This window comes from Streptomyces sp. SYSU D01066-1 (assembly GCF_054956795.1).
Window position 1 is genome coordinate 25,205 of sequence record NZ_JBUDHV010000004.1, and the last position, 25,175, is coordinate 50,379.

21 protein-coding genes are annotated in these 25,175 nt (G+C 72.3%); 11 read left to right on the top strand and 10 right to left on the bottom strand.

Annotated features, from left to right (window positions below; all coding sequences use genetic code 11):
- Positions 1-33: 33 nt before the first annotated feature.
- Complete coding sequence (locus tag ACY1JF_RS05540) at positions 34-1,362, bottom strand: peptidoglycan recognition protein family protein (RefSeq protein ID WP_462703837.1); 1,329 nt, start codon at positions 1,360-1,362, stop codon at positions 34-36.
- A gap of 137 nt (positions 1,363-1,499) precedes the next feature.
- Here ACY1JF_RS05540 and ACY1JF_RS05545 point away from each other — a divergent pair, with 137 nt between their 5' ends.
- The 5 genes from ACY1JF_RS05545 (at position 1,500) to ACY1JF_RS05565 (ending at position 9,437) form a co-directional block, all read left to right on the top strand.
- Positions 1,500-2,261 (top strand): TIGR03089 family protein, encoded by a 762-nt coding sequence (locus tag ACY1JF_RS05545; protein WP_462703838.1) that lies wholly within the window; start codon positions 1,500-1,502, stop codon positions 2,259-2,261.
- Positions 2,262-2,466: 205 nt separating this feature from the next.
- Positions 2,467-3,723 carry an LCP family protein gene (locus ACY1JF_RS05550; RefSeq protein ID WP_462703839.1) on the top strand — a complete coding sequence of 419 codons (1,257 nt, stop codon included), beginning with the start codon at positions 2,467-2,469 and terminating at the stop codon, positions 3,721-3,723.
- 240 nt (positions 3,724-3,963) lie between these two features.
- Positions 3,964-5,721 (top strand): LCP family protein, encoded by a 1,758-nt coding sequence (locus tag ACY1JF_RS05555; protein WP_462703840.1) that lies wholly within the window; start codon positions 3,964-3,966, stop codon positions 5,719-5,721.
- A gap of 334 nt (positions 5,722-6,055) precedes the next feature.
- Complete coding sequence (locus ACY1JF_RS05560; RefSeq protein ID WP_462703841.1) at positions 6,056-7,798, top strand: LCP family glycopolymer transferase; 1,743 nt, start codon at positions 6,056-6,058, stop codon at positions 7,796-7,798.
- Between the two features lie 34 nt (positions 7,799-7,832).
- On the top strand, positions 7,833-9,437 hold the full coding sequence (locus ACY1JF_RS05565; protein ID WP_462703842.1) for an LCP family protein: 1,605 nt from the start codon (positions 7,833-7,835) through the stop codon (positions 9,435-9,437).
- A 201-nt stretch (positions 9,438-9,638) separates the two neighbouring features.
- Here the strand turns inward: ACY1JF_RS05565 and ACY1JF_RS05570 are convergent, their stop codons facing one another.
- On the bottom strand, positions 9,639-10,691 hold the full coding sequence (locus ACY1JF_RS05570) for a glycosyltransferase family 2 protein (protein WP_462703843.1): 1,053 nt from the start codon (positions 10,689-10,691) through the stop codon (positions 9,639-9,641).
- A 151-nt stretch (positions 10,692-10,842) separates the two neighbouring features.
- On the opposite strand from ACY1JF_RS05570, the gene ACY1JF_RS05575 reads away from it, so the two are divergent.
- On the top strand, positions 10,843-12,330 hold the full coding sequence (locus ACY1JF_RS05575; protein ID WP_462703844.1) for an LCP family protein: 1,488 nt from the start codon (positions 10,843-10,845) through the stop codon (positions 12,328-12,330).
- A 43-nt stretch (positions 12,331-12,373) separates the two neighbouring features.
- On the opposite strand, the gene ACY1JF_RS05580 is transcribed toward ACY1JF_RS05575, so the two are convergent.
- Positions 12,374-13,648, bottom strand: coding sequence for an LCP family protein (locus ACY1JF_RS05580; protein ID WP_462703845.1), 1,275 nt, complete (start codon positions 13,646-13,648; stop codon positions 12,374-12,376).
- A gap of 119 nt (positions 13,649-13,767) precedes the next feature.
- Here ACY1JF_RS05580 and ACY1JF_RS05585 point away from each other — a divergent pair, with 119 nt between their 5' ends.
- Positions 13,768-14,334, top strand: coding sequence for an acyl-CoA thioesterase (locus ACY1JF_RS05585; protein WP_462703846.1), 567 nt, complete (start codon positions 13,768-13,770; stop codon positions 14,332-14,334).
- A gap of 251 nt (positions 14,335-14,585) precedes the next feature.
- Here the strand turns inward: ACY1JF_RS05585 and ACY1JF_RS05590 are convergent, their stop codons facing one another.
- The gene (locus ACY1JF_RS05590; RefSeq protein ID WP_462703847.1) at positions 14,586-15,743 is read right to left on the bottom strand and encodes an acyl-CoA dehydrogenase; all 1,158 of its coding nucleotides are present in this window, start codon (positions 15,741-15,743) and stop codon (positions 14,586-14,588) included.
- 188 nt (positions 15,744-15,931) lie between these two features.
- On the opposite strand from ACY1JF_RS05590, the gene ACY1JF_RS05595 reads away from it, so the two are divergent.
- A complete protein-coding gene (locus ACY1JF_RS05595) occupies positions 15,932-17,275 on the top strand; it encodes a UDP-glucose dehydrogenase family protein (RefSeq protein WP_462703848.1) in 1,344 nt (447 codons plus the stop codon).
- Between the two features lie 117 nt (positions 17,276-17,392).
- Here ACY1JF_RS05595 and ACY1JF_RS05600 read toward each other — a convergent pair whose 3' ends face one another.
- The gene (locus ACY1JF_RS05600; protein WP_462703849.1) at positions 17,393-17,899 is read right to left on the bottom strand and encodes a CGNR zinc finger domain-containing protein; all 507 of its coding nucleotides are present in this window, start codon (positions 17,897-17,899) and stop codon (positions 17,393-17,395) included.
- Between the two features lie 93 nt (positions 17,900-17,992).
- On the opposite strand from ACY1JF_RS05600, the gene ACY1JF_RS05605 reads away from it, so the two are divergent.
- Together ACY1JF_RS05605 and ACY1JF_RS05610 are read left to right on the top strand one after the other, a co-directional pair.
- Positions 17,993-18,352: a VOC family protein gene (locus ACY1JF_RS05605; protein ID WP_462703850.1), complete on the top strand. Its 360-nt coding sequence runs from the start codon at positions 17,993-17,995 to the stop codon at positions 18,350-18,352.
- A gap of 16 nt (positions 18,353-18,368) precedes the next feature.
- Positions 18,369-18,761, top strand: a complete 393-nt coding sequence (locus ACY1JF_RS05610; RefSeq protein WP_462703851.1) for a VOC family protein — start codon at positions 18,369-18,371, stop codon at positions 18,759-18,761.
- Between the two features lie 46 nt (positions 18,762-18,807).
- On the opposite strand, the gene ACY1JF_RS05615 is transcribed toward ACY1JF_RS05610, so the two are convergent.
- The 4 genes from ACY1JF_RS05615 to ACY1JF_RS05630 form a co-directional block, all read right to left on the bottom strand.
- Complete coding sequence (locus ACY1JF_RS05615; protein ID WP_462703852.1) at positions 18,808-19,938, bottom strand: dipeptidase; 1,131 nt, start codon at positions 19,936-19,938, stop codon at positions 18,808-18,810.
- A gap of 131 nt (positions 19,939-20,069) precedes the next feature.
- Positions 20,070-21,248 carry a dipeptidase gene (locus tag ACY1JF_RS05620; protein WP_462703853.1) on the bottom strand — a complete coding sequence of 393 codons (1,179 nt, stop codon included), beginning with the start codon at positions 21,246-21,248 and terminating at the stop codon, positions 20,070-20,072.
- 6 nt (positions 21,249-21,254) lie between these two features.
- Complete coding sequence (gene purE / locus ACY1JF_RS05625) at positions 21,255-21,788, bottom strand: 5-(carboxyamino)imidazole ribonucleotide mutase (protein ID WP_462703854.1); 534 nt, start codon at positions 21,786-21,788, stop codon at positions 21,255-21,257.
- Positions 21,785-22,927 carry a 5-(carboxyamino)imidazole ribonucleotide synthase gene (locus ACY1JF_RS05630; RefSeq protein WP_462703855.1) on the bottom strand — a complete coding sequence of 381 codons (1,143 nt, stop codon included), beginning with the start codon at positions 22,925-22,927 and terminating at the stop codon, positions 21,785-21,787. The genes purE and ACY1JF_RS05630 overlap by 4 nt, the downstream gene beginning before the upstream one ends.
- 166 nt (positions 22,928-23,093) lie before the next feature.
- On the opposite strand from ACY1JF_RS05630, the gene ACY1JF_RS05635 reads away from it, so the two are divergent.
- The gene (locus tag ACY1JF_RS05635) at positions 23,094-23,642 is read left to right on the top strand and encodes a GtrA family protein (RefSeq protein ID WP_462703856.1); all 549 of its coding nucleotides are present in this window, start codon (positions 23,094-23,096) and stop codon (positions 23,640-23,642) included.
- A 250-nt stretch (positions 23,643-23,892) separates the two neighbouring features.
- Here ACY1JF_RS05635 and ACY1JF_RS05640 read toward each other — a convergent pair whose 3' ends face one another.
- The gene (locus tag ACY1JF_RS05640; RefSeq protein WP_462703857.1) at positions 23,893-25,167 is read right to left on the bottom strand and encodes an ATP-binding protein; all 1,275 of its coding nucleotides are present in this window, start codon (positions 25,165-25,167) and stop codon (positions 23,893-23,895) included.
- Positions 25,168-25,175: the final 8 nt, after the last annotated feature.

The following is a 25,175-nucleotide window of genomic DNA, read 5'->3' on the forward strand; positions in this document are numbered from 1 at the left end:
TGCAGACCGGTGGATCCGTCCTTGCCCCGCCGCTCAACGGCCCTGGTACTTGGCCGCGGCCGAGCGGGCCGTGCCGAGTTCCTTGTACAGCTGCGCACCCGGACAGCTCGTGTTGAAGCCGTCGCGGTGCCCGGAGATCACACTGAGTCGTACGTTCTCGCCTTTTCGGTAGAGATTGCCACCACCGGACTTCAGGTATGTCTTGCCGAGGGGATTCATGCCGTACAGGCCGAGCTTCCACGCGCTCAGCCGGGCCACCGCCCGGACCGCCGCCGCGGTGGGCTTCTTCGTGCTGTACGTGCCGAGTACGGCGACCCCCATGCTGTCGGAGTTGAAGCCGAGGGTGTGCGCGCCGAGGACCGGCTTGGCCGCGCCGCCCGCCCGGCCCTCGTAGATCTTCCCGCACTTGTCGATGAGGAAGTTGTAGCCGATGTCCCGCCAGCCCATGCTCTTGACGTGGTAGCGGTAGATACCGCGGATGACCGACGGGGCCTGCGCGCAGGTGTAGTTGTTGCCGGTGGCCGAGTGGTGCACGAAGGCCGCCTTGACCTTCTTCGTGTACTTGAAGCCCTTCTCCCGCAGTCCCTCGTCCGCGCCCCACCCGCGCCGCGTCACGATCCCGGGGCGGGGGCCGACGTAGGGCTTGCCCTTGGCGGGCGCGGCGGCCTGGTCGGCGGCGAGCGGGCTGTACCCCGACGCGTCCTCCTCTTCCCCGCCAGGGTCGACGAGTTCCAGGCGCAGCCCCCGCGGAAGCGCGAACTCCCAGCCGTCGTCCGCCCGCACGCGCAGCTCCACCCCGTCCGAGTCCCCCACCCACAGGGGCTCGGTGGCGCCCCGCACCCGGCCCGAGGTGCGCTCGGGGGTGTCCGGGTCGGCACCGTGGTCGGCGTTGTGGGCGGCCAGGTCCTGCCAGCCCGACCAGGTGCCGGTGGCGGTGTCACGGACCCGCACCCGGACACTGCCGTGCAGTTCGCGGCCGGGGTCGTCCCAGACGACTCCGACCAGCGAGAAGGGCCGTACGGTACGGGGGGTTACGCCCTGTTCGGCGGGATCGGCGGGGTCCGTGGGGTCCGCCGGATCCGTGGGATCCCCAGGATCCGTGGGATCCCCAGGATCCCCGGGATCCGTGGGATCGGCAGGATCCGTGGGATCGGCGGAACGGTCCCGGGCCAGGGTTCCGAGCGGCAGCGACTGCGTGCTGCCGGACACGGACGCCTCGGCGCGCACCGTCCGCGCGGCGGCCGAGGCGGATCCGGGGGCGGGGGCGGGGGCGGACGTGCCCGCCGCGGCGGGCGGGACGAGGGGCAGGGCGAGGGCCGCCGCGCAGGTGACACCGATCGAGGAAGCGAGGAATCCATGCATGCCCCTGATCCTGAACACGGCCGTACAAACCTGTCCATTCGGAACTTCTCGGAACTCGTCCGCCTCCAGGGCACGTTCGCCCGAACCGGTGGCCGCGCGATATGTCCCCCGCCGCTGTCCCGCGTACGCTTGCGCGAGTGAACGCGACCGACCGCACCCCCGCCGACCTGCTGAGTTCCGCGCTCGCCGCGGACCCGGGACGCCCCCTGGTGACCTTCTACGACGACGCCACGGGCGAACGCGTCGAACTGTCCGTGGCCACCTTCGCCAATTGGGTGGCCAAGACCGCCAACCTGCTCCAGGACGAACTGTCGGCGGAGCCCGGCGACCGGGTCGCGCTGCTGCTGCCCGCGCACTGGCAGACGGCCGTGTGGCTGCTGGCGTGCGCGTCGGTCGGCGTGGTCGCCGACATGGCCGGCGACCCGGCCGCGGCGGACCTCGTCGTCAGCGGTCCTGACGCCGAGGCACTGGCGGCGGCGCGCGCGTGCCGGGGGGCGCGGATCGCGCTCGCCCTGCGGCCGCTGGGCGGACGGTTCCCCGAGCCGCCGCAGGGCTTCGCCGACTACGCGGTGGAGGTGCCGGGGCAGGGCGACCGGTTCGTGCCGTACGCGCCGGTGGACCCCGAGGCGCCCGCGCTGATCGTGGCGGGGCGGGAGTTCAGCGGGGCCGAGGTGGTGGAGCGGGCCCGCGCGGAGGCGACGGGACTGGGGCTGACGGGGCCGGGGGCACGCCTGCTGTCCGGGCTGCCGTACGACACCTGGGAGGGGCTGAACGCCGGGCTGTACGGGCCGCTCGCCACGGGCGGCTCCGTGGTGCTGTGCCGCAACCTGGACCGGCTGGCCGCCGACGCCCTGGACCAGCGCATCGAGAGCGAGCGGGTCACGGCCACGGCCCGCTGAGCCGGCCGGGCCCCCGCCACCGGCCCGCCACCGCCCCACCGCCGTCCCCCACTGCCCCGCCACCGTCCCTCCCCGCCCCCCGTTCGGCGCATCCCCACCTCCCTCCCGTCCCGTGTCCGGGCCATGGTCGTAGGAGCAGGAGGCGCGCGGGCCCGCAGACCCGCAAGCCCGCCAGACGCGCGTACGGCAGGAGGGGTGGCCAGAGGTGACCGGCACCGCAAGGGGCCCCGGGGGCCGCGCCCCCGGGCCGGGGACGTCCGCGACCGGGGGCGGGCCGCGGCGGCGCCGTCGGCGGCGGTGGCTGAGGTGGTCGGGGCTGGCCGCGGCCGTCGTCCTGACCGGCGCCGCGGGCACCGGCTGGACGCTCTACACCAGGCTGGACGGCAACATCACGCCCGACGAGGCCGCCGCCGCCGAACTGGCCCGGTACGAGAAGGAGCGCCCCGCCTCGCTGGTGCGCGGGGCGCGGAACATCCTGCTGATCGGCTCGGACTCCCGGGCGGGCGAGGACAACTCCCGCTACGGGCGGGATTCCGGCACCGAGCGGTCGGACACCGTGGTGCTGCTGCACCTGTCGGCGGACCGGCGCAGCGCCACCGGCGTCTCCCTGCCGCGCGACCTGATGGTGCGGGTGCCCGGCTGCCGCCGCCCGGACGGGTCCCGGTCCGCGCCGGCCTTCGCGCAGTTCAACCACGCCTACGAGGTGGGAGGTTCGGCCTGCTCGATCCGGACGGTGGAGAAGCTGACGCGCATCCGGATCGACCACCACGTGGTCGTCGACTTCCACGGTTTCAAGGAGATGGTCGACGCCGTCGACGGCGTCGAGATGTGCCTGCCCGAGCCGGTCTCCGACAAGGCGGCCGGGCTGCGGCTGCCCGCGGGCCGGGTGACGCTGGACGGGGAGCAGGCGCTCGGTTACGTCCGCGCCCGCAAGTCGCTCGGCGACGGCAGCGACACCGGCCGGATGGAACGGCAGCAGCGTTTCCTCGGGGCACTGGTCGACAAGGTGCGGAGCAATCGGATTCTGCTGAATCCGGTGAAGCTGTATCCCGTGCTGGACGCGGCCACGTCCGCGCTGACGACCGACCCCGGCCTGGCGAGTCCGCGCGGGCTGTACGAACTCGCGCGCGGGCTGCGCGACATCCCCGCGAAACGGGTGCGATTCCTCACCGTGCCACGGGAGTCGTGGCCGCCGGACCCCGACCGCGACCGGCTCGTGCAGCCCGCGGCGCGGGAACTCTTCACCCGGCTGCGGACGGACGAGCCGGTCACGGTCACCGCGGCGGCCGAGGGCCGCCGGGGCGGCCGGCCCGGTTCCGGCGGCCTGGATTCCAGCGGCCACAGGGCGTACGGGCACGGCGCCGGACCGTCCGCCGGAAAGCGGCCCCAAGAGCCCCCGGACGGCGTTTCGCCCACGCCGGCGTTCCCGGGGAACACGGCCGCCGAGGACTCCTGCGGGTAAAGCGGGCTCCAAGGATGCGCACAGTGTTGGGCACCGGTTCGCGAGAATGTGCGGATTGCCAGTTATAAACGTGGTGGAATACGTCACCAGCGTCGCCGTACCCCGAACGGGGCGGTTAGTGTGAGCGATCCGGTGTGCCCTACCGCGAGTTCGTTCTCGGTCGGGCCCTGAACGACCGAGAGACCCGAGCGCCTGGAGGGGAAAGGCGCCACGTGGCCCCGACGGAGGATTCGGACAACCGTGGACTCGCAAGGCCGTGGGCGGGCGGACGACATCGATCCCGCAGACCAGTGGGTACTGAACCCGCGCACTGGCGAATACGAACTGCGACTGGCCCCTTCCGCACCGCAGCCGTCGGTGCCGGGCCCCCGCAGATCCGCCCGGCGGGGAACCGCCGCCGACGGCGCGGGCGCGGACGGGACCGGCGTGGCGGACGCCCCGCGCGGGAACCGGGCCGCACCGGCCCCGCCCCGGGACATCCCGCCCCAGCGGCGGCGGCGCGGCGCCCCCGAGGAGCCGCCGCCCGGCCGGCGCGGACGCCGCCCGGAGAAGAAGGGCAAGGGCCGCAGGGTCCTGCTGTGGACCGGCGGCACGATGGCTTTCGTGATCCTCGGCACCGCCTCGGCCGGGTACCTCTACCTGGAGCACCTCAACGGCAACATCAAGGCCGTCTCCGACGACGGCGCGAGCACCGGTGGCTTCCAGAAGGACAAGGCGATCAACATCCTGCTGATCGGCACCGACAAGCGCACCGGCGAGGGCAACGAGAGCTACGGCGACTCGGGCAGCGTCGGCCACGCCGACACCACGATCCTGCTGCACGTCGCCAAGGACCGCTCCAACGCCACCGCGCTGAGCATCCCCCGCGACCTGATCGTCGACGTCCCCGACTGCCCGACCGAGCAGGAGGACGGCACGACCAAGGTCATCCCCGGCACCACCGACGTCCGCTTCAACACCAGCCTGGGCCAGGACGGCCGTACGCCCAGCTGCACCGTGCGCACGGTGACCGAGCTGACCGGGGTGCAGCCCGACAACTTCATGGTCGCCGACTTCAACGCGGTCAAGACGCTGACCACCGCGGTCGGCGGGGTCGAGGTGTGCTTGAACAAGGACATCGACGACCCCGACTCGCACCTGAAGCTGTCGGCCGGCACCCACACCATCCAGGGCGAGCAGGCCCTCGCCTTCGTGCGCACCCGGCACTCGGTCGGCTTCGGTGGTGACCTGAGCCGGATCGCGATCCAGCAGCAGTTCCTCAGCGCGCTGATGCGCAAGCTGAAGTCCAACGACACCCTCACCAGCCCCTCGAAGATGCTGAAGCTGGCCGAGGCGGGCACCGAGGCGCTCACCGTCGACTCCCAGCTCGACAGCATCAGCAAGCTGAAGGACCTCGGTCTGGAGCTGGGCAAGCTCAACATCAAGAACCTGACGTTCACCACGGTGCCGGTCGTCGACAACCCGGCGGAGACGGTCAAGACGACGGTCGTACTGAAGGAGTCGACGGCCGCCGAGGTCTTCCAGATGATCCAGAACGACGTCTCGTTCACGGAGGTCAAGCAGCAGAAGAAGGAGGAGGCCGCCGCCGTCGCCGCCCGCCTCAAGGGCACCAAGGCGGACGCCTCCGAGGTCCGCGTCCGCGTCCTCAACGGCGGCGCCCCGAGCGGCAGCGCCCAGGAGGAGCTGACCTGGCTGCAGACCGAGGCCGGCGTCACCAAGTCCGAGAACGGCGGCAACGCCGAGAAGGAGCTCAGCAAGACCCAGCTGGAGTACGACCCCGACCAGGCCGACCAGGCCCGCCGCCTCGCCGACCTCCTCGGCCTGTCCGGCTCGGCCATGAAGCCCGGCGAGTCCGTCACCAACGCCCAGGGCCTGCCCACCATGACCCTGACCCTCGGCAAGGACTTCAAGGGCGCCGGGGTCAAGCTCAACGCCTCGTCGAACACGTCGGTGGACGTCGACAAGTCCACGGCCGACGAGGTGAAGTGCGCCGAGTGAACCCGGCGGCCACGTCTCACGTCTGACAGGGCGGCTCCGGCGTACAACCCATCGGGGCCGCCGTTCGTCCACCTCATGGTGGACATCTCACACGGGCGGAGACCGGAATGTCGCTGAGCGGTGCGCACGCGCGGGGAGGGTGTCCCTGAACCACCTGGATGCCGAGAGACACCCGTAGTCGTTCGACGCCGGACGAGGCGGATAATGTGAGCATTCACAGCGCTCACTGTGCCCACTGCCGTGAGGCCCGCCCGGCGTCGCGCGCTTGCTGATTCTGACCGCGCACCTTCCGGGCAAGGTGCCGCGTGGCTCCCGACGGAGGATTCGGACAACCGTGGACGCGCAAGGCCGTGGGCGAGCGGACGACGTGGACCCCGCAGACCAGTGGGTACGCAACCCGCAGACCGGCGAATACGAACTGCGGCTGCCGCAGTCCGCACCGCAGCAGCCGAAGCCGTCCTGGCCCCGGCAGCAGAACCCCCGCACCCCCGCGCCCCCGGGCGTGCCCTCCGGTGTGCCCGGCCCCCGGACCGCTCCCGGCCCCGGCCGGGACGTCCCGCCCCAGCGAGGACGGGGTACCGGCCCCGAGGAGACGCCGCCCGGCCGGCGCGGACGCCGCCCGGAGAAGAAGAAGGGCAAGGCCGGCAAGGTCCTGCTGTGGACCGGGGGCACGATGGCCTTCGTGATCCTCGCGGCCGGCACCGGCGGCTACTTCTACTTGCGGCACCTCGAGGGAAACGTCTCCACGACGGACGTCGGCGACGCGGGCGCGAGCAGCTTCCGCAAGAACGAGGCGTTCAACATCCTCATCATCGGCACCGACAAGCGCACCGGCGAGGGCAACGAGGGCTACGGCGACGCCGGCAGCGTCGGGCACGCCGACACCAACATCCTGCTGCACGTCGCCAAGGACCGCTCCAACGCCACCGCGCTGAGCATCCCCCGCGACCTGATCGTCGACATCCCGGACTGTCCGACCACGCTGGAGGACGGCACCGAGAAGGTCATCCCCGGCACCACCAACCAGCGCTTCAACAACAGCCTGGGGCAGGACGGCCGCGACCCGGGCTGCACGATGCGGACCGTCGAGGCGGTGACCGGCATCAAGCCCGACCATTTCATGATGGCGGACTTCAACGCGGTCAAGACGCTGACCACCGCGGTCGACGGCGTGGAGGTGTGCGTGAGCCACGCCGTCGACGACAAGGAGTCCAAGCTCAAGCTGAAGGCCGGCAAGTCCAAGGTCGAGGGCGAGCAGGCCCTTGCCTTCGTCCGCACCCGGCACGCCTTCGGCAACCAGGGCGATCTGGACCGGATCGGGGTACAGCAGCAGTTCCTCGGCTCGCTGATGCGCAAGATGTCCTCCGGTGACACCCTCACCAGCCCCACGAAGCTGCTGAAGCTGGCCGAGGCCGCGACCGAGGCGCTCACCGTCGACAGCGCCATCGGCAACGTCGGCACGCTCAAGGACATCGCCCTGGAGCTGAAGAAGGTGCCGACGAAGAACATCTCGTTCACGACGGTGCCGGTCGACGACAACCCCGCGGAGACCGTCAAGGCCACGGTGGTGATACGGCAGTCGGAGGCCCCCCAGCTCTTCGACCTGATCAAGAACGACGTCTCCCTCACCGAGGTCGAGCAGCAGGAGAAGGAGGAGAAGGCCGCCGTCGCCGCCCGCCTCAAGGGCACCAAGGCGGACGCCTCCGAGGTCCGCGTCCGCGTCCTCAACGGCGGCGCCCCGGACGGCAGCGCCCAGTACGAACTCGACTGGCTCCAGGGCACGGCCGGCGTCACCAAGTCCGAGAACGGCGGCAACGCGGAGCAGGAGCTCGGCAAGACCCAGCTGGAGTACGACCCCGACCAGGCCGACCAGGCCCGCCGCCTCGCCGACCTCCTCGGCCTGTCCGGCTCGGCCATGAAGCCCGGCGAGTCCGTCACCAACGCCCAGGGCCTGCCGACGATGACGTTGACCCTGGGCAAGGACTTCAAGGGCGCCGGCGTGAAGCTCAACGCCTCGTCCGCTTCGACGCAGGTGAAGAACAAAACCACGGCCGACCAGGTGACGTGCGCCAGTTGAGCGCGGTCGGGGCGGACCGGGCGGCGGCGCTGCGGTGCCGCAGCCCGCGGGCGGGGAGGGACACGCAGTGAAGACGGACAACGGCGCACCCGTCACCGGCGCACCCGGTGACACCGGCGACGGGGAGGACAGCGTGCCCCGCCCGCGCCGCCGCCGCAGGCGCGCGCTCCGCTGGACCGCGGTCGCCCTCGCCGTGGTGATATGCGGGACGGCCGGCGCCGGATACCTCTACTACCGCCATCTCAACGGCAACATCAAGAAGGACGAGCTGAACCTCGGCGACAGCAAGGTCGCCGAGCCGACGCCGAACGCCGCCGGGCAGACCCCGCTGAACATCCTGGTCATCGGCTCCGACGCGCGGGACACCGAGGAGAACCAGAAACTCGGCGGCGCCAGGGAGACGTTCGGCTCGACGCCGCTCGCGGACGTCCAGATGCTGGTGCACCTCTCCGCCGACCGCAGCAACATGTCGGTGGTCAGCATGCCCCGCGACACCCTGGTGCGGATCCCCAAGTGCACCGACCCCGACGACGGGACCGTCTACCCGGCGAGCGACGGCCGGACGATGACCAACCAGAGCCTCGGCCACGGCGGCCCCGGATGCACGGTCGCCACCTGGCAGGAGCTCACCGGCATCCACATCGACCACTTCGTCATGGTCGACTTCGCCGGCGTGGTGTCGATGGCGGACGCCATCGGCGGCGTACCGGTGTGCGTGGACGCCAACATCCACTCCCGGGACAGCGAGGGCCACGGCTCCGGTCTGAAGCTGGAGAAGGGCACCCACTCCATCAAGGGCGAACAGGCCCTGCAGTGGCTGCGCACCCGGTACGGCTTCGAGGACGGCAGCGACCTGGCCCGCGCCAAGGCGCAGCACATGTACATGAACTCGATGGTCCGCGTACTGCGTGAGAACGCCACCCTGAGCAGCCCGGGCAAGCTGCGCAGGCTGGCCGAGGAGGCCACCTCGGCACTCACCGTCGACTCGGGCCTGGACACCGTCAAGAAGCTCTACGACCTCAGCAACGAGCTGCGCAAGGTCGAACCGGAGCGGATCACCATGACGACGATGCCCAACCGGTACGTGGGCTCACGCGTCGAGCCCACCGAGGACGCCGAGCAGCTCTTCCGGCTGGTGCGGGAGGACATCGCGCTGGACGGCAAGGACGCGAAGGAGAAGACGGAGGAAACGGCGGCGGCCCAGGCACCGGACGACCCGGCCGCCGCCGACGGCGAGATCGCCGTACAGGTGCGCAACGGCACCGCCACCGGGACCCGGGGCGCGGTCGGCGGGCGGGCGAGCGCGGTGGCCGACTCGCTGGTGGCGGACGGCTTCGACAAGGCGGTCGCCGACCAGGGCGCGTACACCGGTGAGGAGACCACGGTCGTCCGGTACCCGAGCGCCGACCTGGAGGGCGACGCCCTGCGGGTCGCCGAGTCGCTCGGCATACCGTCCAGTTCGGTGAAGAAGTCGTCCTCCGTCACCGGCGTGACGCTCGTCGTCGGCGCCGACTGGCGGGACGACGGGGACTACGAGGCGCCGAAGGAGGACAACACCACACCGGAGTCGGCCGAGGCCCTCAACGGCGCCGACGAGTCGGCCTGCATGCACGTGAACCCGGCGTTCACCTGGTCCTGACCCAGGGGGGCCTGACGGGCATCCGTGGCGGAAGGAGCGGCGTCCGGCGCGTGCTCCGGACCCCGCTGGGAAAGCGCGGCGCGTGGGCGTGCCCCCGAGTACGCCCAGTACGCGGGGACACGCCCGGCACGGCGAGAGAGGACGCGCCTGACGCCGCAGGGCCGCCCTGCGGGCGACGACGGGAGATCGAAGACAGCTTTTCTAGCGGGCGCCGGCGGTGTCCGCGCCGGCGCCCGGCAGCACCGGCGCCCGCCGCGCGGCGATCACCTTGCGGGCCAGCGACTTCGGGCTGGTCAAAAAGCCCCAGCCCCAGGACATGTGCATGGTCGCCAGGGCCACCGGGATCTGGAGGCGGGCCTTGAGCGGCAGCCCCCTGCCGGCCGGCAGCGACCCGGCGACGATCGCCGCCAGGTAGCCGCCGGGGACCACGAAGCCCCACGGGGTGAGCACCGCGCCCACCACGATCCCGGCGGCTATCGCGCACACCGCGGCCGGCGGGGCGAGGTAGCGCAGGTTGATGGAGCCGGAGTGGTAGCGGGCGACGACGTGCCGCCAGCGGCCGTAGTCCTTGTACTGCTTGGCCAGCGCCTTCACGCTCGGCCGGGGCCGGTAGGAGACCTTCAGCTCGGGCGAGAACCAGATCAGGCCGCCGGCCTCGCGGATGCGGAAGTTCAGCTCCCAGTCCTGGGCGCGGATGAACTCCTCGTTGTAGCCGCCCTGCCGCTCCAGCGCCTCGCGGCGGAAGACGCCGAGGTAGACGGTCTCGGCCGGGGCCGCCTCGCCACCGGTGTGGAAGGCCGCGTTGCCGACGCCGATCCTCGAGGTCATGGCGGCGGCGACGGCGTGCTCCCAGTCGTTCTCGCCCTCGGCGTGCATGATGCCGCCGACGTTCTGCGCGCCGGTCTCCTCCAGGAGCCGTACCGCCGTGGCGATGTAGCCCGGCGACAGCATGCCGTGGCCGTCGACGCGGACCACGACCGGGTGCCGGGACGCCTTGATCGCGGCGTTCAGCGCGGCGGGCGTGCGGCCGGTCGGGTTCGGGACCACACGGACGCGGGGGTCCTCCCGGACGAGTTCTGCGGCGATCTCCTCCGTACGGTCCGCGGACGGACCGACGGCGATCACGACCTCCATCTCGCCGGGGTACTCCTGGGCGAGGATGGCCTGGACGGCGCCGCGCAGATGACGTTCCTCGTTGAGGACGGGCATGATCACGGAAACGGCGGGGGGCCGCACGTCGGACTTGGCGTTCATCGGGGCTCACGTTACCGCGAACGGGGGACACGGGTGCGCGCCGCGGGGCCCGCTGCCCCGGTCCGCAGATCGTATGGGCCTACGGTGCTCAGGATCCCACGTCCGGCACACCGTCCCGGCACACAGGGCCTGTCCTCGCGGAGGTGTTCCCTTGTCCACGCCGCCCCGCTCCCCCGCCCCCCGGGTCCCGGCCGCGCCCCCGGAGCGGCCGGCGGCGCGCACCGTCCGGCGCGCGCCCGTACGGCGCAGGAGGCCGCGCTGGGCCGTACGGATGTCGACCGCGCTGTCGATGGTGGTGCTCGCCTCGGCCGGGATCGGGCACGCGGTGCTGACCGGGCTGGAGTCCGACATCGGCCGGGTGGACGCCTTCAAGGACATGAAGAACCGCCCGCGGGCCGGCCACGGCACGAACGTCCTGCTGGTGGGCACCGACGGCCGGGACCGGATCTCCGAACAGGAGCGGCGCCGGTTCCGGCTGGGCGGCGAGCCCTGCCACTGCACCGACACGATCATGATCGTGCACATCTCGGCGGACCGGAAGCGGGCGAGCGTGGTCAGCCTGCCGCGCGACTCCTACGCCCGAATCCCGCCGCACACCGACCACACCACCGGTAAGCGGCACGCGGGGCACCCGCTCAAGCTGAACGCGGCGTACGCCGAGGGCGGCCCGCGCCTGACCGTGCGCACGGTGGAGTCGATGACCCGGGTGAAGATCGACCACTACCTGGAGGTCGACTTCACCAGCTTCATGAAGACGGTCGACGTGCTCGGCGGCGTACGGATCTGCACCGCGCGGCCGCTCAAGGACAGCCACACCGGCCTGGACCTGCCGGCCGGCACCCACACCCTGAAGGGCGGACAGGCCCTCCAGTACGTCCGCTCCCGCCACCTGGACGGGGCGTCCGACCTGAGCCGGATGCGGCGCCAGCAGCGTTTCATGGCGGCCACCATCGACCGGGCGACCTCCTCCGGCATCCTGCTGAACCCGATGAGGTTGCGGGACGTGACCCGGGCGGTACTGGGCTCGGTCCGCGCCGACAACGGCTTCGGCGCCGCCGAACTGCTGGCCCTGGGCCGTGCGATGCGGAACTTCTCGCCGTCCTCGTCCGAGTTCACGACCGTGCCCGTCGAGGAGACCGAGTACGCCGTGAAGGGCGTCGGCTCGACCGTGAAGTGGGACGACGCCGCGGCCGGCCGGCTGTTCGCGGCGCTGCGCGAGGACCGTCCGCTGGCCGTGCCCGAGCGCGCGCCCCGCTCCCCGGTGCCCCGGGTGCCGGTCGACCCCGGGCGGATCCGGGTGCAGGTCGCCAACGGCACCCGCACGGCCGGGCTCGGCAGGCGCGTCGACCGGGCGCTGGCGGACGCCGGTTTCCGCACCACGGGCGTTCCGGTCAACGCGCCGGGGCCCGCCGTGCGGCGGACCGTGGTCGTCTACGACCCGCGCTGGGACGACTCGGCGAAGTCGCTGGCCGCGGCGCTGCCCGGGGCCGAACTGCGGGCGGTGGGGGGCCAGGGCGCCACGCTGAGGGTGATCGCGGGCGCCGACTTCGAGAAGGTCCACGAGGTGCGGCCGGCGAAGCCGGCGCGGGACACGGGCGCGGTGGTCCGCGGCGACGAGGTGGTGTGCGGCGGTTCCTGAGACGAGCGGCCGGCCGGGGGCGCCCGGCCGGCCGCGGCCGGTCTCAGTCGGCGGAGACGGTGACCTTCTCGTCGTTCTTCAGCTCTTCGACCAGCGTCTTGACCTTGGCGGTGTCCCACTGGAGGTTGCCGTTCGAGGCGTTCCCCGCGATCGGCATGTTCATGGAGGTGCCGTCGCCGCCGCTGACGCCCTTCATCGCCCAGAACATGCCCGCCAGGTCGAACAGGCCCATGTCCTTGTCGACGACGAGGGAGTCCAGGCCCGCGCCCATGGTCGGGTAGAGCTTGAACGGGTTGAGCACGGTGGACGGGGTGGCCACCTGGTCGGCCAGGGCCGACAGGAACTTCTGCTGGTTCTTGGTGCGGTCCAGGTCGGAGCCGGCCAGCGCGTACCGGGTGCGGACGAAGGCGAGGGCCTCCTCGCCGTTCAGGGTCTGCTCGCCCTTCTTGAAGTCGGCGCCGGACTTGGTGTCCTTGATGTCCTGCGGGATGTCGATGGTGACGCCGCCGACCGCGTCCACGATGTTGGCGAAACCGCCGAAGCCGATCTCGACGTAGTGGTCGATGCGCAGTCCGGTGTTGTACTCGACGGTGCGCACCAGCAGCTCGGGGCCGTCCTCGGCGTACGCGGCGTTCAGCTTCACGTGCCGGCCGGTGCCCTGGTAGGTCTTGCCCGACTCGGAGCCCTTGAAGGTGGGGATCTCGACGTCCGAGTCACGGGGCAGCGACACCAGCGTGGAGCCGTTGTCGCCGGTGTGCAGGATCATCATCGAGTCCGTGCGCTTGCCCTCGGCGGAACCGGTGTGCAGTTCCTTCTTCTCCTCGTCGGACATGCCCTCGCGGCTGTCGGAGCCGACGATCAGGTAGTTGGTGCCCTCGCCGGCGTCCGGACGGTCGATGACCTTGGACAGGTCGACCTCGCGGTTGAGCTTGGAGTCGGCCCAGAAGTAGGTGCCGACGCAGGTGACGACCAGCACGGTCGCCACCGTGACCGCGGTCCACTTGATCCGGCGGCGCCAGTCCGGCGCGGGGTGTCCCGGGCCGCCGGGGCCGGTCGGGCCGTGGCCGCCGGGCGTGCCGTAGACCTGGCCGGTGTTGTACCCGCTGTCGTATCCGCCGGGTCCGCCGCCGCCGTCGACGTACGTCGGCTGCTGCGGCACCCCCGCGCCGTACGGCGGCGCCGTACGGCCCGGGCCGGGCGGCGACTGGCCGCGCCGGACCTGCCGCATCACGCGGGCGCTCTCGGGCTGCGCGCTCGCGCTGCCGCGTCCGTACCGGCCGCCGTTGTCGCCGGGCCTTCCCTCGGGCCAATCGCTCATGCGGACCAGTGTGCAGGTCCCGGCCGTGTCCCATACAAGGGTCGTCGGAAAATCAGGGCAGCGCTGTTGCCAAGCTGACACAAATTACGCCCATGTCGCCCCGGCATAAGCTGGAGGTCATGACAGACCAGGCACCCCAGGCCTCGGCCGAGCGGCCGGCGACGCCGGAGATCCCGGGCAAGCCGACCTCGGCCTCCCGCACCACCCTGAGCCACATCATGACCCACAACGACACCAACCTGCTGGGCACGGTGCACGGCGGCGTGATCATGAAGCTGGTGGACGACGCGGCGGGCGCCGTCGCCGGCCGCCACTCGGGCGGCCCCGCCGTCACCGCCTCCATGGACGAGATGGTCTTCCTCGAACCGGTCCGCGTCGGTGACCTCGTCCATGTGAAGGCACAGGTCAACTGGACCGGCCGGACGTCGATGGAGATCGGGGTGCGGGTCCTGGCGGAGCGCTGGAACGAGTCCGCCCCGCCCACCCAGGTCGGTTCCGCCTATCTCGTCTTCACCGCGGTGGACCCGGACGGCAGGCCGCGCGCGGTGCCTCCGGTGATCCCGGAGACCGAGCGCGACAAGCGGCGCCACCAGGAGGCCCGGATACGCCGCGCCCACCGCCTGGCCCGCCGCCGCGCGATCATGGAACTGCGGGAGCGGAGGGCGGCGGAGGGGTTCGCGGACTGACTCGCCGCCGCGGGGTGCCCGCCGGGCGTCACTGGGGTCTGTCGTTCGGATCAGGACGCGGGACATCGGCGGGACTCGTCCATGCCGGTGAGCGGGGCCTGGTGCGTGCGGCTGCGAGGCGGAGGAGGGAGTCGACGCGGTGGGGGTCCCCCCGCGCGAGCGCGGTCGAGCGGGGGGAGTCGGCGACCGACGACAACGCCGCAGATGCGCGTGCCAGGCCCCGCGTCCGCGGCGTGATCCGAACGACAGACCTAGGGGAGGTTCCTGGCCATGACGATCCGCTGGACCTGATTCGTGCCTTCGTAAATCTGTGTGATCTTGGCGTCGCGCATCATGCGCTCCACCGGGTAGTCGCGGGTGTAGCCGTAGCCGCCCAGCAGCTGCACCGCGTCCGTGGTGACCTCCATCGCCACGTCCGAGGCGAAGCACTTGGCCGCCGCGCCCTGGAAGGTGAGGTCGGCGTCGCCGCGCTCGGACTTGGCCGCCGCGGCGTAGGTGAGCTGGCGGGCGGCCTCGATCTTCATCGCCATGTCGGCGAGCATGAACTGGATGCCCTGGAAGTCGGCGACCGGCTTGCCGAACTGCTTGCGTTCCCGGACATAGCCCTTGGCGTAGTCCAGGGCGCCCTGGGCGATGCCGAGGGCCTGGGCGGCGATGGTGATGCGGGTGTGGTCCAGGGTCCTCATCGCCGTGGCGAAGCCGGTGCCCTCCTCGCCGATCATGCGGTCGGCGGGGATGCGGACGTTGTCCAGGTAGACCTCGCGGGTGGGCGAGCCCTTGATGCCGAGCTTCTTCTCCGGGGCGCCGAAGGAGACGCCTTCGTCCGACTTCTCCACGACGAAGGCCGAGATGCCCTTGGACCGCTTGGCCGGGTCGGTGACCGCCATGACCGTGTAGTACTCGGACTCGCCGGCGTTGGTGATCCAGCGCTTCACGCCGTTGAGGACGTAGGAGTCCCCGTCGCGGACCGCCTTCGTCCTCATGCCGGCCGCGTCCGAGCCCGCGTCCGGCTCGGAGAGGCAGTACGAGAACATCGCGTCGCCCTTGGCGAGCGGGGTCAGGTACTTCTTCTTCAGCTCCTCCGAGCCGGAGAGGATCACCGGGAGGGAGCCGAGCTTGTTCACCGCGGGGATGAGGGACGAGCTCGCGCAGACGCGGGCCACCTCCTCGATGACGATCACCGTGGCGAGGGCGTCGGCGCCCGCGCCGCCGTAGGACTCGGGGACGTGCACCGCGTGCAGGTCGTTCGCGGTCAGGGCGGCCAGCGCCTCGCGCGGGAAGCGGGCCTCCTCGTCCACCGCGGCGGCGTGCGGCGCGATCTTCGCCTCGGCCAGCGCGCGGACGGCGTCGCGGAGCATGTCGTGCTCCTCGGACGGGCGGTACAGGTTGAAGTCAGCCGATCCGGCCAAGGTCTCTCACGCTCCAGGACGAAGTGATGACGGCGCTAACTACTGTTAAGTAACCCAGATTTTAGGACCGCGTCGGCGGCCGTGGGTAGGTGAGTTCGACGACAGCCGCAGGCTGCCCGTCCGAGGTGCGGGACATGCCCCCGGTTATGCTCGCTCCCGCACGCCCGCCGTACACCTCTGGAGCACCCATGGCCCTCAAGATCACCGTGATCGGCACCGGCTATCTCGGCGCGACCCACGCGGCGGCCATGGCCGAGCTGGGCTTCGAGGTGCTCGGTCTGGACGTGGTGCCGGAGAAGATCGAGACGCTGCGGCGCGGCGAGGTCCCGATGTACGAGCCGGGCCTCGAGGAGCTGCTGCGCAAGCACGTCGCCGGGATCGAGGGGGCCACCGGGCGGCTGCGCTTCACCACCGACTTCGAGGAGGTCGCGGCCTTCGGCGACGTGCACTTCCTGTGCGTGAACACCCCGCAGAAGCACGGCGAGTACGCCTGCGACATGAGCTACGTCGAGTCGGCGCTGGCCTCGCTCGCCCCGCACCTGCGCGGCTCCGCGCTGGTCGTCGGCAAGTCGACGGTGCCGGTCGGGTCGGCCGACCGGCTGGCCGCCTACCTCGTCGAGCACGCGCCGGCGGGCGGCGACGCCGAGCTGGCCTGGAACCCGGAGTTCCTGCGCGAGGGCTTCGCCGTCCAGGACACCCTGCACCCGGACCGGATCGTGGTCGGCGTGCGCAGCGAGCGGGCGGAGAAGCTGCTGCGGGAGGTGTACGCGACGCCGGTGGCCGAGGGCTCGCCCTTCGTCGTCACCGACTTCCCGACCGCCGAGCTGGTGAAGACCTCCGCCAACTCCTTCCTGGCCACCAAGATCTCGTTCATCAACGCGATGGCCGAGGTGTGCGAGGCGGCCGACGGGGACGTGGCCAAGCTGGCCGAGGCGATCGGGTACGACGACCGGATCGGGAAGAAGTTCCTGCGGGCCGGGATCGGGTTCGGCGGCGGCTGTTTGCCCAAGGACATCCGGGCGTTCATGGCCCGCGCCGGTGAGCTGGGCGCCGACCAGGCGCTGACCTTCCTGCGCGAGATCGACTCCATCAACATGCGCCAGCGCGGCCGGATGGTGGAGCTGACCCGTCAGGCGCTGGGCGGCGGCCCGTTCCTCGGCAAGCGGGTCGCGGTCCTCGGCGCCACCTTCAAGCCCGACTCCGACGACGTACGGGACTCCCCCGCGCTCAACGTCGCCGGGCAGATCCACCTCCAGGGCGGCCAGGTCACGGTGTACGACCCCAAGGGCATGGCCAACGCCCGGCGGCTGTTCCCGACCCTCGGGTACGCCGAGTCCGCGACGGAGGCGGTGCGCGGCGCCGACGTGGTCCTGCACCTGACGGAGTGGCGGGAGTTCCGGGAGCTGGACGCGGAGGCGCTGGGCGAGGTGACGGGCGCCCGGGTGATCCTGGACGGGCGCAACGCCCTGGACCCGGAGGTCTGGCGGCGAGCCGGGTGGACGTACCGGGCGATGGGCCGGCCGACGGCGTAGGCGCGGTCGCGCGGCGGTCGCACCGCGATCGTGCGGCGCGACGGTCGCGAGACAGTCACACGGCGATCGCTCGGCAGGCGCGACCCGCGCGCCCCTCCGCGTCACTTCCCCACCCGCTCACGCGCCCTTCGCGCGGTACCTCCGCATCTTCGCGCGCGCACCGCACACCCGCATCGAGCACCAGCGTCCGCGTCCGGCGGGGCTGCGGTCGTAGTACGCCCGGAGACAGTCGGTGGCCTCGCACGCCTTCAGCCGCGTCCAGGTCCCCGCGATCAGCGCCTCCGCGACGGCGGCGGCGATCCGGGCGGTCAGGGACCCCGGCCGGGCCGGGGCGAGGCCGGCGGAGCCGTCGGCGGCGTCGACCGTCACCAGCAGGGGGCCCTCGGCCAGCAGCTCGCCCAGCGGCGTCACCGTGCGGTGCGGCGGCTGGCCGGCGTGGGCGAGCAGCGTCACGCGCAGCGACTCGCGCAGTTCCACGGCCGTCGGCGCCTCGTCCTCCGTGAGGCCGAACCGCGCCCGGCCCTCCGGTGTGCCGAGCGAGTCGGCGCCCGTCGTGAGGTCGAGCGTGTTCACCAGGGACTCCACCAGCGCCAGACTCCCCGGCGCGGGGGATCTGTCAGTCATGCTCGCGACGTTACTGCTTAATCGGGTGCATCCGGTAACCGTCGCCGCTTACTCTGCTTCAGTCGGCAACCCCGCAGCTTCGAGGAGGAAGTCATGGCTGTCGCCGAACTGGGCGTCGTCGTCCTGGACTGTCCCGATCCCCGCGCCCTGGCGGGTTTCTACGCCGAGGTGCTCGGCGGAACCGTGGAGGACCAGGGCGAGTGGATCGACCTGAAGCTGCCCGGCGGGCAGACGCTGGCCTTCCAGGCCGCTCCCGGGTTCGTACCGCCGCGCTGGCCCTCGCCCGACCACTCGCAGCAGTTCCACCTGGACCTGGACGTACCCGACCTCGACGCGGCCGAGCGGGCCGTGCTGACGCTGGGCGCGAAGCCGCTGGACGCGGAGGACCGCACCCGCAGCTTCCGGGTTTACGCGGACCCGGCCGGGCACCCGTTCTGCCTCTGCGCCCGTTGACCAGGAGGTCGCCCGTATGGCACCCGTGGCACGTATCCGTTCCGTCGTCCTCGACTGTCCCGACCCCCGTGCGCTGGCCCGCTTCTACGCCCAGGTCGCGGGCGGTACGCCCGAGGAGGACAGCCCCGACTGGGTGGTGCTCCCGGTACCGGGCGGCCCCCGCCTCTCCTTCCAGCGGGTGCCGGACCTGACCCCGCCCCAGTGGCCGCGCGCCGACCGCGACGCCCAGCAGTTCCACCTGGACTTCGACGGCGGGTCGACGTGGGAGGAGATCGACGCCGCGCAGGAGAAGGTGCTGGCGCTGGGGGCCCGGGTGCTCGACGCGGAGGACCGGGAGAAGAAGGACTTCGTGGTGTACGCCGACCCGGCGGGGCACCCCTTCTGCCTGTGCCGCATCGAGCACCCGTAGACCGGCCGCCGCAGGCCGGCCGCCGTGGGCCGTCAGCCGTGGGCCGTCAGCCGTCCAGGTCGGTGATCGTCGCCGTGGACGGCTGGCGGCGCACCTGGAACGCCCGCGCGCCGAACGCCGCGTCGCGCAGCACCCGCTGGACGTTGCCCCAGGCCAGCAGCGCCACGTCGGCCTCGTCCCAGCCGCGCCGCAGCAGCTCGGCGACGATCCGGGGGTAGCAGGAGGGGTCGCCCAGCTCCTGCGGATGGGCGGTGCCGGTGTCGTACGTACCGGACAGGCCGACGCCCCGCGGGCCGGCGAGGTCACGGACGTGGTCGAGGTGGTCGGCGACGTCGCGGACGGTCGGACCGGTCTGCTCGGCGGTCAGCGGCACCATGCACAGGCCCCCGGCCGCGCCCAGCTCGGCCAGCAGGTCGTCGGGGAGGTTGGCGGGGTGCGGGCGCAGGGCGCGGGCGGCGGACCGGGTGCACAGCGCGGGCACCTTGGAGACGGCGAAGATGCGGCGGACCGTCGGCGCGGAGGCCCCGGAGAGGTCGATGATCATCCCGAGCCGGTTCATCTCGCGCACGACCTCCTCGCCGAACCGGGTCAGTCCGGCCTCGCTCGCCCAGCTGACCCCGGCCAGCGTGAGCACGCGCAGGCCGAGCAGGTGCAGCGAACGCAGGATGCCGAGGGAGTCGCCGACGGCGGCGGCACCGGCGGGCCCGGGCAGCACGGCGACCCGGCCGCAGTTGCGGGCGTCGATGGCCTCCCCCGCGTCGTACGCCAGGCGCAGCCCCTCGGGGTGGTTCCGGACGACCGTCTTGACCAGGTCCAGCTGGTCCAGCGTGGCGCCGACGGCCCGGTCGCCGGCGAGGGCCTCGGGCAGGTGCAGGGACGCGAACAGCGCGCCGACGCGCCCCTCGCGCAGCCGGGGCACGTCGGTGTCGACGGCGGTCTCGCCGAGCTCCAGGTCGTACCAGGGCAGGTGCCTGAGCGCCCAGGGCAGTCCGCTGTACCCGTCGGCGACGGGGTGCGCGGCGAGCACGGCGCGCGCCCGCTCCAGCGGCGCGGCGTCCGGGTCCGGGGCGGGCGGGCAGGGCTCCGGTGCGCGGACGCGGGCGGGAAAGGGCGCGGGCAGGTCGTCCAGCTCGCCGGCCTCGGTGCTCGGGTGCAGGTCGTCCTGGAGGTCTGCCATGGCGGGCTCCGTACGGTCGTCGTGCGATACCGACACCGTCGCACGGAGCGTGACGGGCTTCCTGGTGGGTGGGCCGTCAGGGGGTACACCGGCCGGTGCGCCCCCGGCGCGGCCGTCGCGTGCGGCCGGGCTCAGCCGTCGAGCGCGTCCAGTGTGGCGTTCGACGGTCCCCGGGTGGCCTTGAGGGAACGGGCCACGTCCTCCGCGTCACCCAGCACCCGTACCGCGTTCTTCCAGGTCAGCTTGGTCAGGTCGGCCTTGGACCAGCCGCGCTCCAGCAGCTCGGCGATCAGGCGGGGGTAGCCGGAGACGTCGTCGAGGCCGGCCGGGGTGAACGGCGTGCCGTCGTAGTCGCCGCCGATGCCGAGGTGGTCGACGCCGGCGACCTCGCGCATGTGGTCGAGGTGGTCGGCGACCGTGGCGACGGTGGCGACCGGACGCGGCCGGCTCTCCTCGAAGGCGCGGTGGACCTTCATCGCCTCCGGACCGGTGTCCAGGTGGTGGAAGCCGTGCGCGCGCAGGTGCTCGTCGGCCTCGGCCGTCCAGTCCACGGCCGCCTGGAGCACGAACTTCGGCACGAACGTCACCATCGCCACACCGCCGTTGGCGGGGAGGCGTTCCAGGACGTCGTCGGGGATGTTGCGGGGGTGGTCGCAGACGGCCCGCGCGGAGGAGTGGGAGAAGATGACGGGCGCCGTGGAGGTGTCCAGCGCGTCCCGCATGGTCGTCGCGGCCACGTGCGAGAGGTCGACCAGCATGCCCTCGCGGTTCATCTCGCGCACGACCTCGCGGCCGAAGGCCGACAGCCCGCCGACGCGCGGCTCGTCGGTCGCGGAGTCCGCCCACGCCACGTTGTCGTTGTGGGTGAGGGTCAGGTAGCGCACGCCGAGCGCGTACAGGCCGCGCAGCGCGGCGAGGGAGTTGTCGATCGAGTGCCCGCCCTCCGCGCCCATCAGCGACGCGATCCGGCCCTCGGCCCGCGCGGCCTCCATGTCGGCGGCGGTCAGCGCGGCCCGCATCTGACCGGGGTGGCGGTCGATGAGCCGCCGTACGCAGTCGATCTGCTCCAGCGTCGCGGTGAGCGCGCCGGGCAGGTCGGAGCGGACGTACACCGACCAGTACTGCGCGCCGACCCCGCCGGCCCGCAGCCGGGCCAGGTCGGTGTGCAGGTGGGCGGACTGGTCGGTGGCGATGTCACGGGCGTCGAGGTCGTAGCGGACCTGTTCGCGCAGCGCCCAGGGCAGGTCGTTGTGACCGTCGACGACGGGGAACTCGCGCAGCAGTTCGCGTGCCTCGTGCAGTGGGGTCATGGGCGGTTACTTCCCGAAACCGAAGGAGGCCGACCCCCCGGCCTTGGCGCGCAGCCGCTTGCCCTTCTCGGTGGCCTGGTCGTTCAGCTCCTGCTGGAACCCGCGCATCCGGTCCAGCAGCTCCTCGTCGTGCGCGGCGAGGACGCGGGCGGCCAGCAGTCCGGCGTTGCGGGCACCGCCGACGGAGACCGTGGCGACGGGCACGCCGGCGGGCATCTGCACGATCGACAGCAGCGAGTCCATGCCGTCGAGGTACTTCAGCGGGACGGGGACGCCGATGACCGGCAGCGGGGTGACCGAGGCCAGCATGCCGGGCAGGTGGGCGGCGCCGCCGGCCCCGGCGATGATCACCTTCAGTCCGCGTCCGGCCGCCTCCTCGCCGTACGCGATCATCTCGCGGGGCATGCGGTGCGCGGAGACGACGTCGACCTCGTAGGCGATCTCGAACTCGTCGAGCGCCTTGGCGGCGGCCTCCATGACGGGCCAGTCGGAGTCCGACCCCATGACGACGCCTACGACGGGACGGGCGGCGGGGCTCATTCGGTGATCGTGCCTCTCAGGTAACCGGCGGCGTGCCGGGCGCGCTCCAGGACGTCGTCCAGGTCGTCGCCGTAGGTGTTGACGTGCCCCACCTTGCGGCCGGGCTTCACGTCCTTGCCGTACATGTGGATCTTCAGCTGGGGGTCGCGGGCCATGCAGTGCAGGTACGCGGAGTACATGTCCGGGTAGTCGCCGCCGAGGACGTTGACCATGACCGTCCAGGGCGCGCGCGGGCGCGGGTCGCCGAGGGGGAGGTCGAGGACGGCGCGGACGTGGTTGGCGAACTGGCTGGTGATCGCGCCGTCCATGGACCAGTGGCCGGAGTTGTGCGGGCGCATCGCCAGTTCGTTGACGAGGACGCGGCCGTCGCGGGTCTGGAACAGCTCGACGGCGAGGTGGCCGACGACGCCGAGTTCCTTGGCGATCGACAGCGCCATCTCCTCCGCCTTGAGCGCCAGGTCCTCGTCGAGGCCGGGGGCGGGGGCGATGACGGTGTCGCAGACGCCGTTCACCTGCCGCGACTCGACGACCGGGTAGGCGACGGCCTGGCCGTGCGGGGACCGTACGACGCTCGCGGCCAGCTCGCGGACGAAGTCGACCTTCTCCTCGGCGAGGACGGGCACGCCCGCCCGGAACGGCTCGGCGGCCTCCGCCTCGGAGTCCACGACCCACACGCCCTTGCCGTCGTACCCGCCGCGCACCGTCTTGAGGACGACCGGAAAACCTCCCCCGCCCTCGGCGGCGAACGCGGCCACGTCGGCCGGGTCGCTCACGATCCGGTGCCGCGGGCACGGCACGCCGATCGCCGTGAGCTTCGCCCGCATCACGCCCTTGTCCTGGGCGTGCACCAGCGCGTCCGGGCCGGGACGCACGGCGATGCCGTCCGCCTCCAGGGCCCGGAGGTGCTCGGTGGGCACGTGCTCGTGATCGAAGGTGATCACGTCACAGCCGCGCGCGAACTCACGGAGCGTGTCCAGGTCGCGATAGTCGCCGACGACGACATCGTTCACCACCTGGGCCGCGGAGTCCTGGGGAGTGTCACTGAGGAGCTTGAACCTGATGCCCAACGGGATGCCCGCTTCGTGCGTCATACGCGCGAGCTGGCCCCCGCCGACCATGCCGACTACCGGGAACGTCACCCCCCTAGCGTATCGGCAGCCCGGAGGGAGGACGCTTCCCGGCCGTTCCGCCGGGCCAGAGCCGTCCTGCCAGGCTCTTCCCCGGTCGTCCACAGGAAATCAGCATGGCCGGGTGGTTAGCATGGCCGGGTCGACGCCAACCGACCGAGCGGGGGCCTGCACGACCATGGGACATGGTTCCTCGGCGCACACCGCGCCCCCGGCCGCCCGCGGCGCGCTGCGGCGGCGGCTCGAAGGCGTCCTGCGGGAGGTGCTGAAGTTCGGCGCGGTCGGCGGCGCGGGGGTCCTGGTCAACCTGCTCGTCTTCAACCTGGTGCGGCACACGACCGGCCTCCAGGTGGTCCGGGCCAGCATCGTGGCGACCGTCGTCTCCATCGTCTTCAACTACGTGGGCTTCCGCTACTTCACCTACCGGGACCGTGACAAGAGCGGCCGGACCAAGGAGATGTCCCTCTTCCTGCTGTTCAGCGCGATCGGCCTGGTGATCGAGAACGGCGTGCTCTACACGGCGACGTACGGCTTCGGCTGGGACGGCCCGTTGCAGAGCAACGTCTTCAAGTTCGTCGGCATCGGTGTGGCGACGCTGTTCCGCTTCTGGTCCTACCGGTCCTGGGTCTTCCGCGCCCTGCCCGCCCGGGGCGCCGTCGCCCGCGCGGAATCGTTCCTGGAGCACGAGAACCCGACCACGGTGCCCGCTCCGGGCCGCTCCCGCTGAGACCTGCTCCGGCTCCGGTCCCGGCTCCGGGCCGCCCCCGCTGGGACCGACTCCGGGCCCGGCTCAGGCTCCGGCTCCGGGCCGTTCCCGCTGGGACCGACTTCGGCTCCGGCTCCCGGCCGCTCCCGCTGGGACCGGCCACCGTCCGCGGGACCGCACGGCACGGCCACCGTCCGCAGGACCGTACGACCGCCGCTCATGGGAGACGTACGGGGCCGGCCCCGCTGCTCACGGGACGCACGGCCGCCGCTCACCGCACCGTACGGTGCGTCTCCGCCGCGTCCGTCTTCGGCGGCTGGGTGCGGGACAGGAACAGCCCGAAGACCGGCGGCTTGGACTGGAGCAGTTCCAGGCGCCCGCCGTCCGCCTCCGCCAGGTCGCGGGCGACGGCCAGCCCGATGCCCGTGGAGTTCCGTCCGCTGATGGCGCGCTCGAAGATCCGCGCGCCCAGGTCGGCGGGGACGCCCGGCCCCTCGTCGGTGACCTCCACCACGGCCTGGTTGCCGGTGACGCGGGTGCGCAGCGCGACCGTGCCACCGCCGTGCATCAGCGAGTTCTCGATCAGCGCGGCCAGCACCTGGGCGACCGCGCCCGGCGTGCCCACCGCCGTCAGGTGCCGCTTGCCGGAGGAGACGATGGCCCGGCCCGCGCTGCGGTAGGCGGGGCGCCACTCGGCGATCTGCTGCTGGATGACGTCGTCCAGCTCGAAGGTGACGGCGGAGCCGCTGCGCGGGTCGCGGGAGTTGGTCAGCAGCCGCTCGACCACGTCGGTGAGCCGCTCGACCTGGGCCAGCGCGATGGTCGCCTCCTCCTTCACCGTCTCCGGTTCGTCGGTGAGGGTGATCTCCTCCAGGCGCATCGACAGCGCGGTCAACGGCGTACGCAGCTGGTGGGAGGCGTCGGCGGCCAGCCGGCGCTCGGCGGTGAGCATCCGGGCGATGCGCTCGGCGGAGGAGTCCAGGACGTCGGCGACCCGGTCCAGCTCGGGCACGCCGTACCGCTTGTGGCGGGGGCGCGGGTCGCCGGAGCCGAGGCGTTCGGCGGTCTCGGCGAGGTCGGTGAGCGGGGAGGCGAGGCGGTTGGCCTGGCGGACCGCGAGCAGGACGGCGGCGATCACCGCGAGCAGCGCCACCAGCCCGATGATCAGCAGGGTGCGGCCGACCTCGCGGGTCACCGAGGAGCGCGGCTCCTGGACCACGACCGTCTCGCCCTCCTCGCCGGTGGCCTCGCCCCGGATGACCTCGCCGGCCGGTTCGCCGCCGATCTCGATGAGCGGCTCGCCGGGAACGCGGATCACGGCGTACCGGTCACCCTCGACCTGGCCGCGCAGGACCTCGGCGTCGACGCTGCCGGTGCCCAGCAGCCGGCTGTCCACGATGCTGGCCAGCCGGGCCGCCTCCAGGTCCACCCGCTCCTGGGCCGCGCTGCTGATCGTCTGCGTCTCGACGATGACCAGGGAGACGCCGAAGACGGCGATCACGACGAGCACCACGGAGAGCGTGGACTGGATCAGTCGGCGGCGCATGTCCTCTT

Bases quoted from the DNA above. Each gene is read 5' to 3' on its own strand.
- ACY1JF_RS05540 (WP_462703837.1), bottom strand. From the start codon at position 1,362: ATGCATGGATTCCTCGCTTCCTCGATCGGTGTCACCTGCGCGGCGGCC.
- ACY1JF_RS05570 (WP_462703843.1), bottom strand. From the start codon at position 10,691: ATGAACGCCAAGTCCGACGTGCGGCCCCCCGCCGTTTCCGTGATCATG.
- ACY1JF_RS05580 (WP_462703845.1), bottom strand. From the start codon at position 13,648: ATGAGCGATTGGCCCGAGGGAAGGCCCGGCGACAACGGCGGCCGGTAC.
- ACY1JF_RS05585 (WP_462703846.1), top strand. From the start codon at position 13,768: ATGACAGACCAGGCACCCCAGGCCTCGGCCGAGCGGCCGGCGACGCCG.
- ACY1JF_RS05595 (WP_462703848.1), top strand. From the start codon at position 15,932: ATGGCCCTCAAGATCACCGTGATCGGCACCGGCTATCTCGGCGCGACC.
- ACY1JF_RS05600 (WP_462703849.1), bottom strand. From the start codon at position 17,899: ATGACTGACAGATCCCCCGCGCCGGGGAGTCTGGCGCTGGTGGAGTCC.
- ACY1JF_RS05605 (WP_462703850.1), top strand. From the start codon at position 17,993: ATGGCTGTCGCCGAACTGGGCGTCGTCGTCCTGGACTGTCCCGATCCC.
- ACY1JF_RS05610 (WP_462703851.1), top strand. From the start codon at position 18,369: ATGGCACCCGTGGCACGTATCCGTTCCGTCGTCCTCGACTGTCCCGAC.
- ACY1JF_RS05615 (WP_462703852.1), bottom strand. From the start codon at position 19,938: ATGGCAGACCTCCAGGACGACCTGCACCCGAGCACCGAGGCCGGCGAG.
- ACY1JF_RS05620 (WP_462703853.1), bottom strand. From the start codon at position 21,248: ATGACCCCACTGCACGAGGCACGCGAACTGCTGCGCGAGTTCCCCGTC.
- purE (WP_462703854.1), bottom strand. From the start codon at position 21,788: ATGAGCCCCGCCGCCCGTCCCGTCGTAGGCGTCGTCATGGGGTCGGAC.
- ACY1JF_RS05635 (WP_462703856.1), top strand. From the start codon at position 23,094: ATGGGACATGGTTCCTCGGCGCACACCGCGCCCCCGGCCGCCCGCGGC.
- ACY1JF_RS05640 (WP_462703857.1), bottom strand. From the start codon at position 25,167: ATGCGCCGCCGACTGATCCAGTCCACGCTCTCCGTGGTGCTCGTCGTG.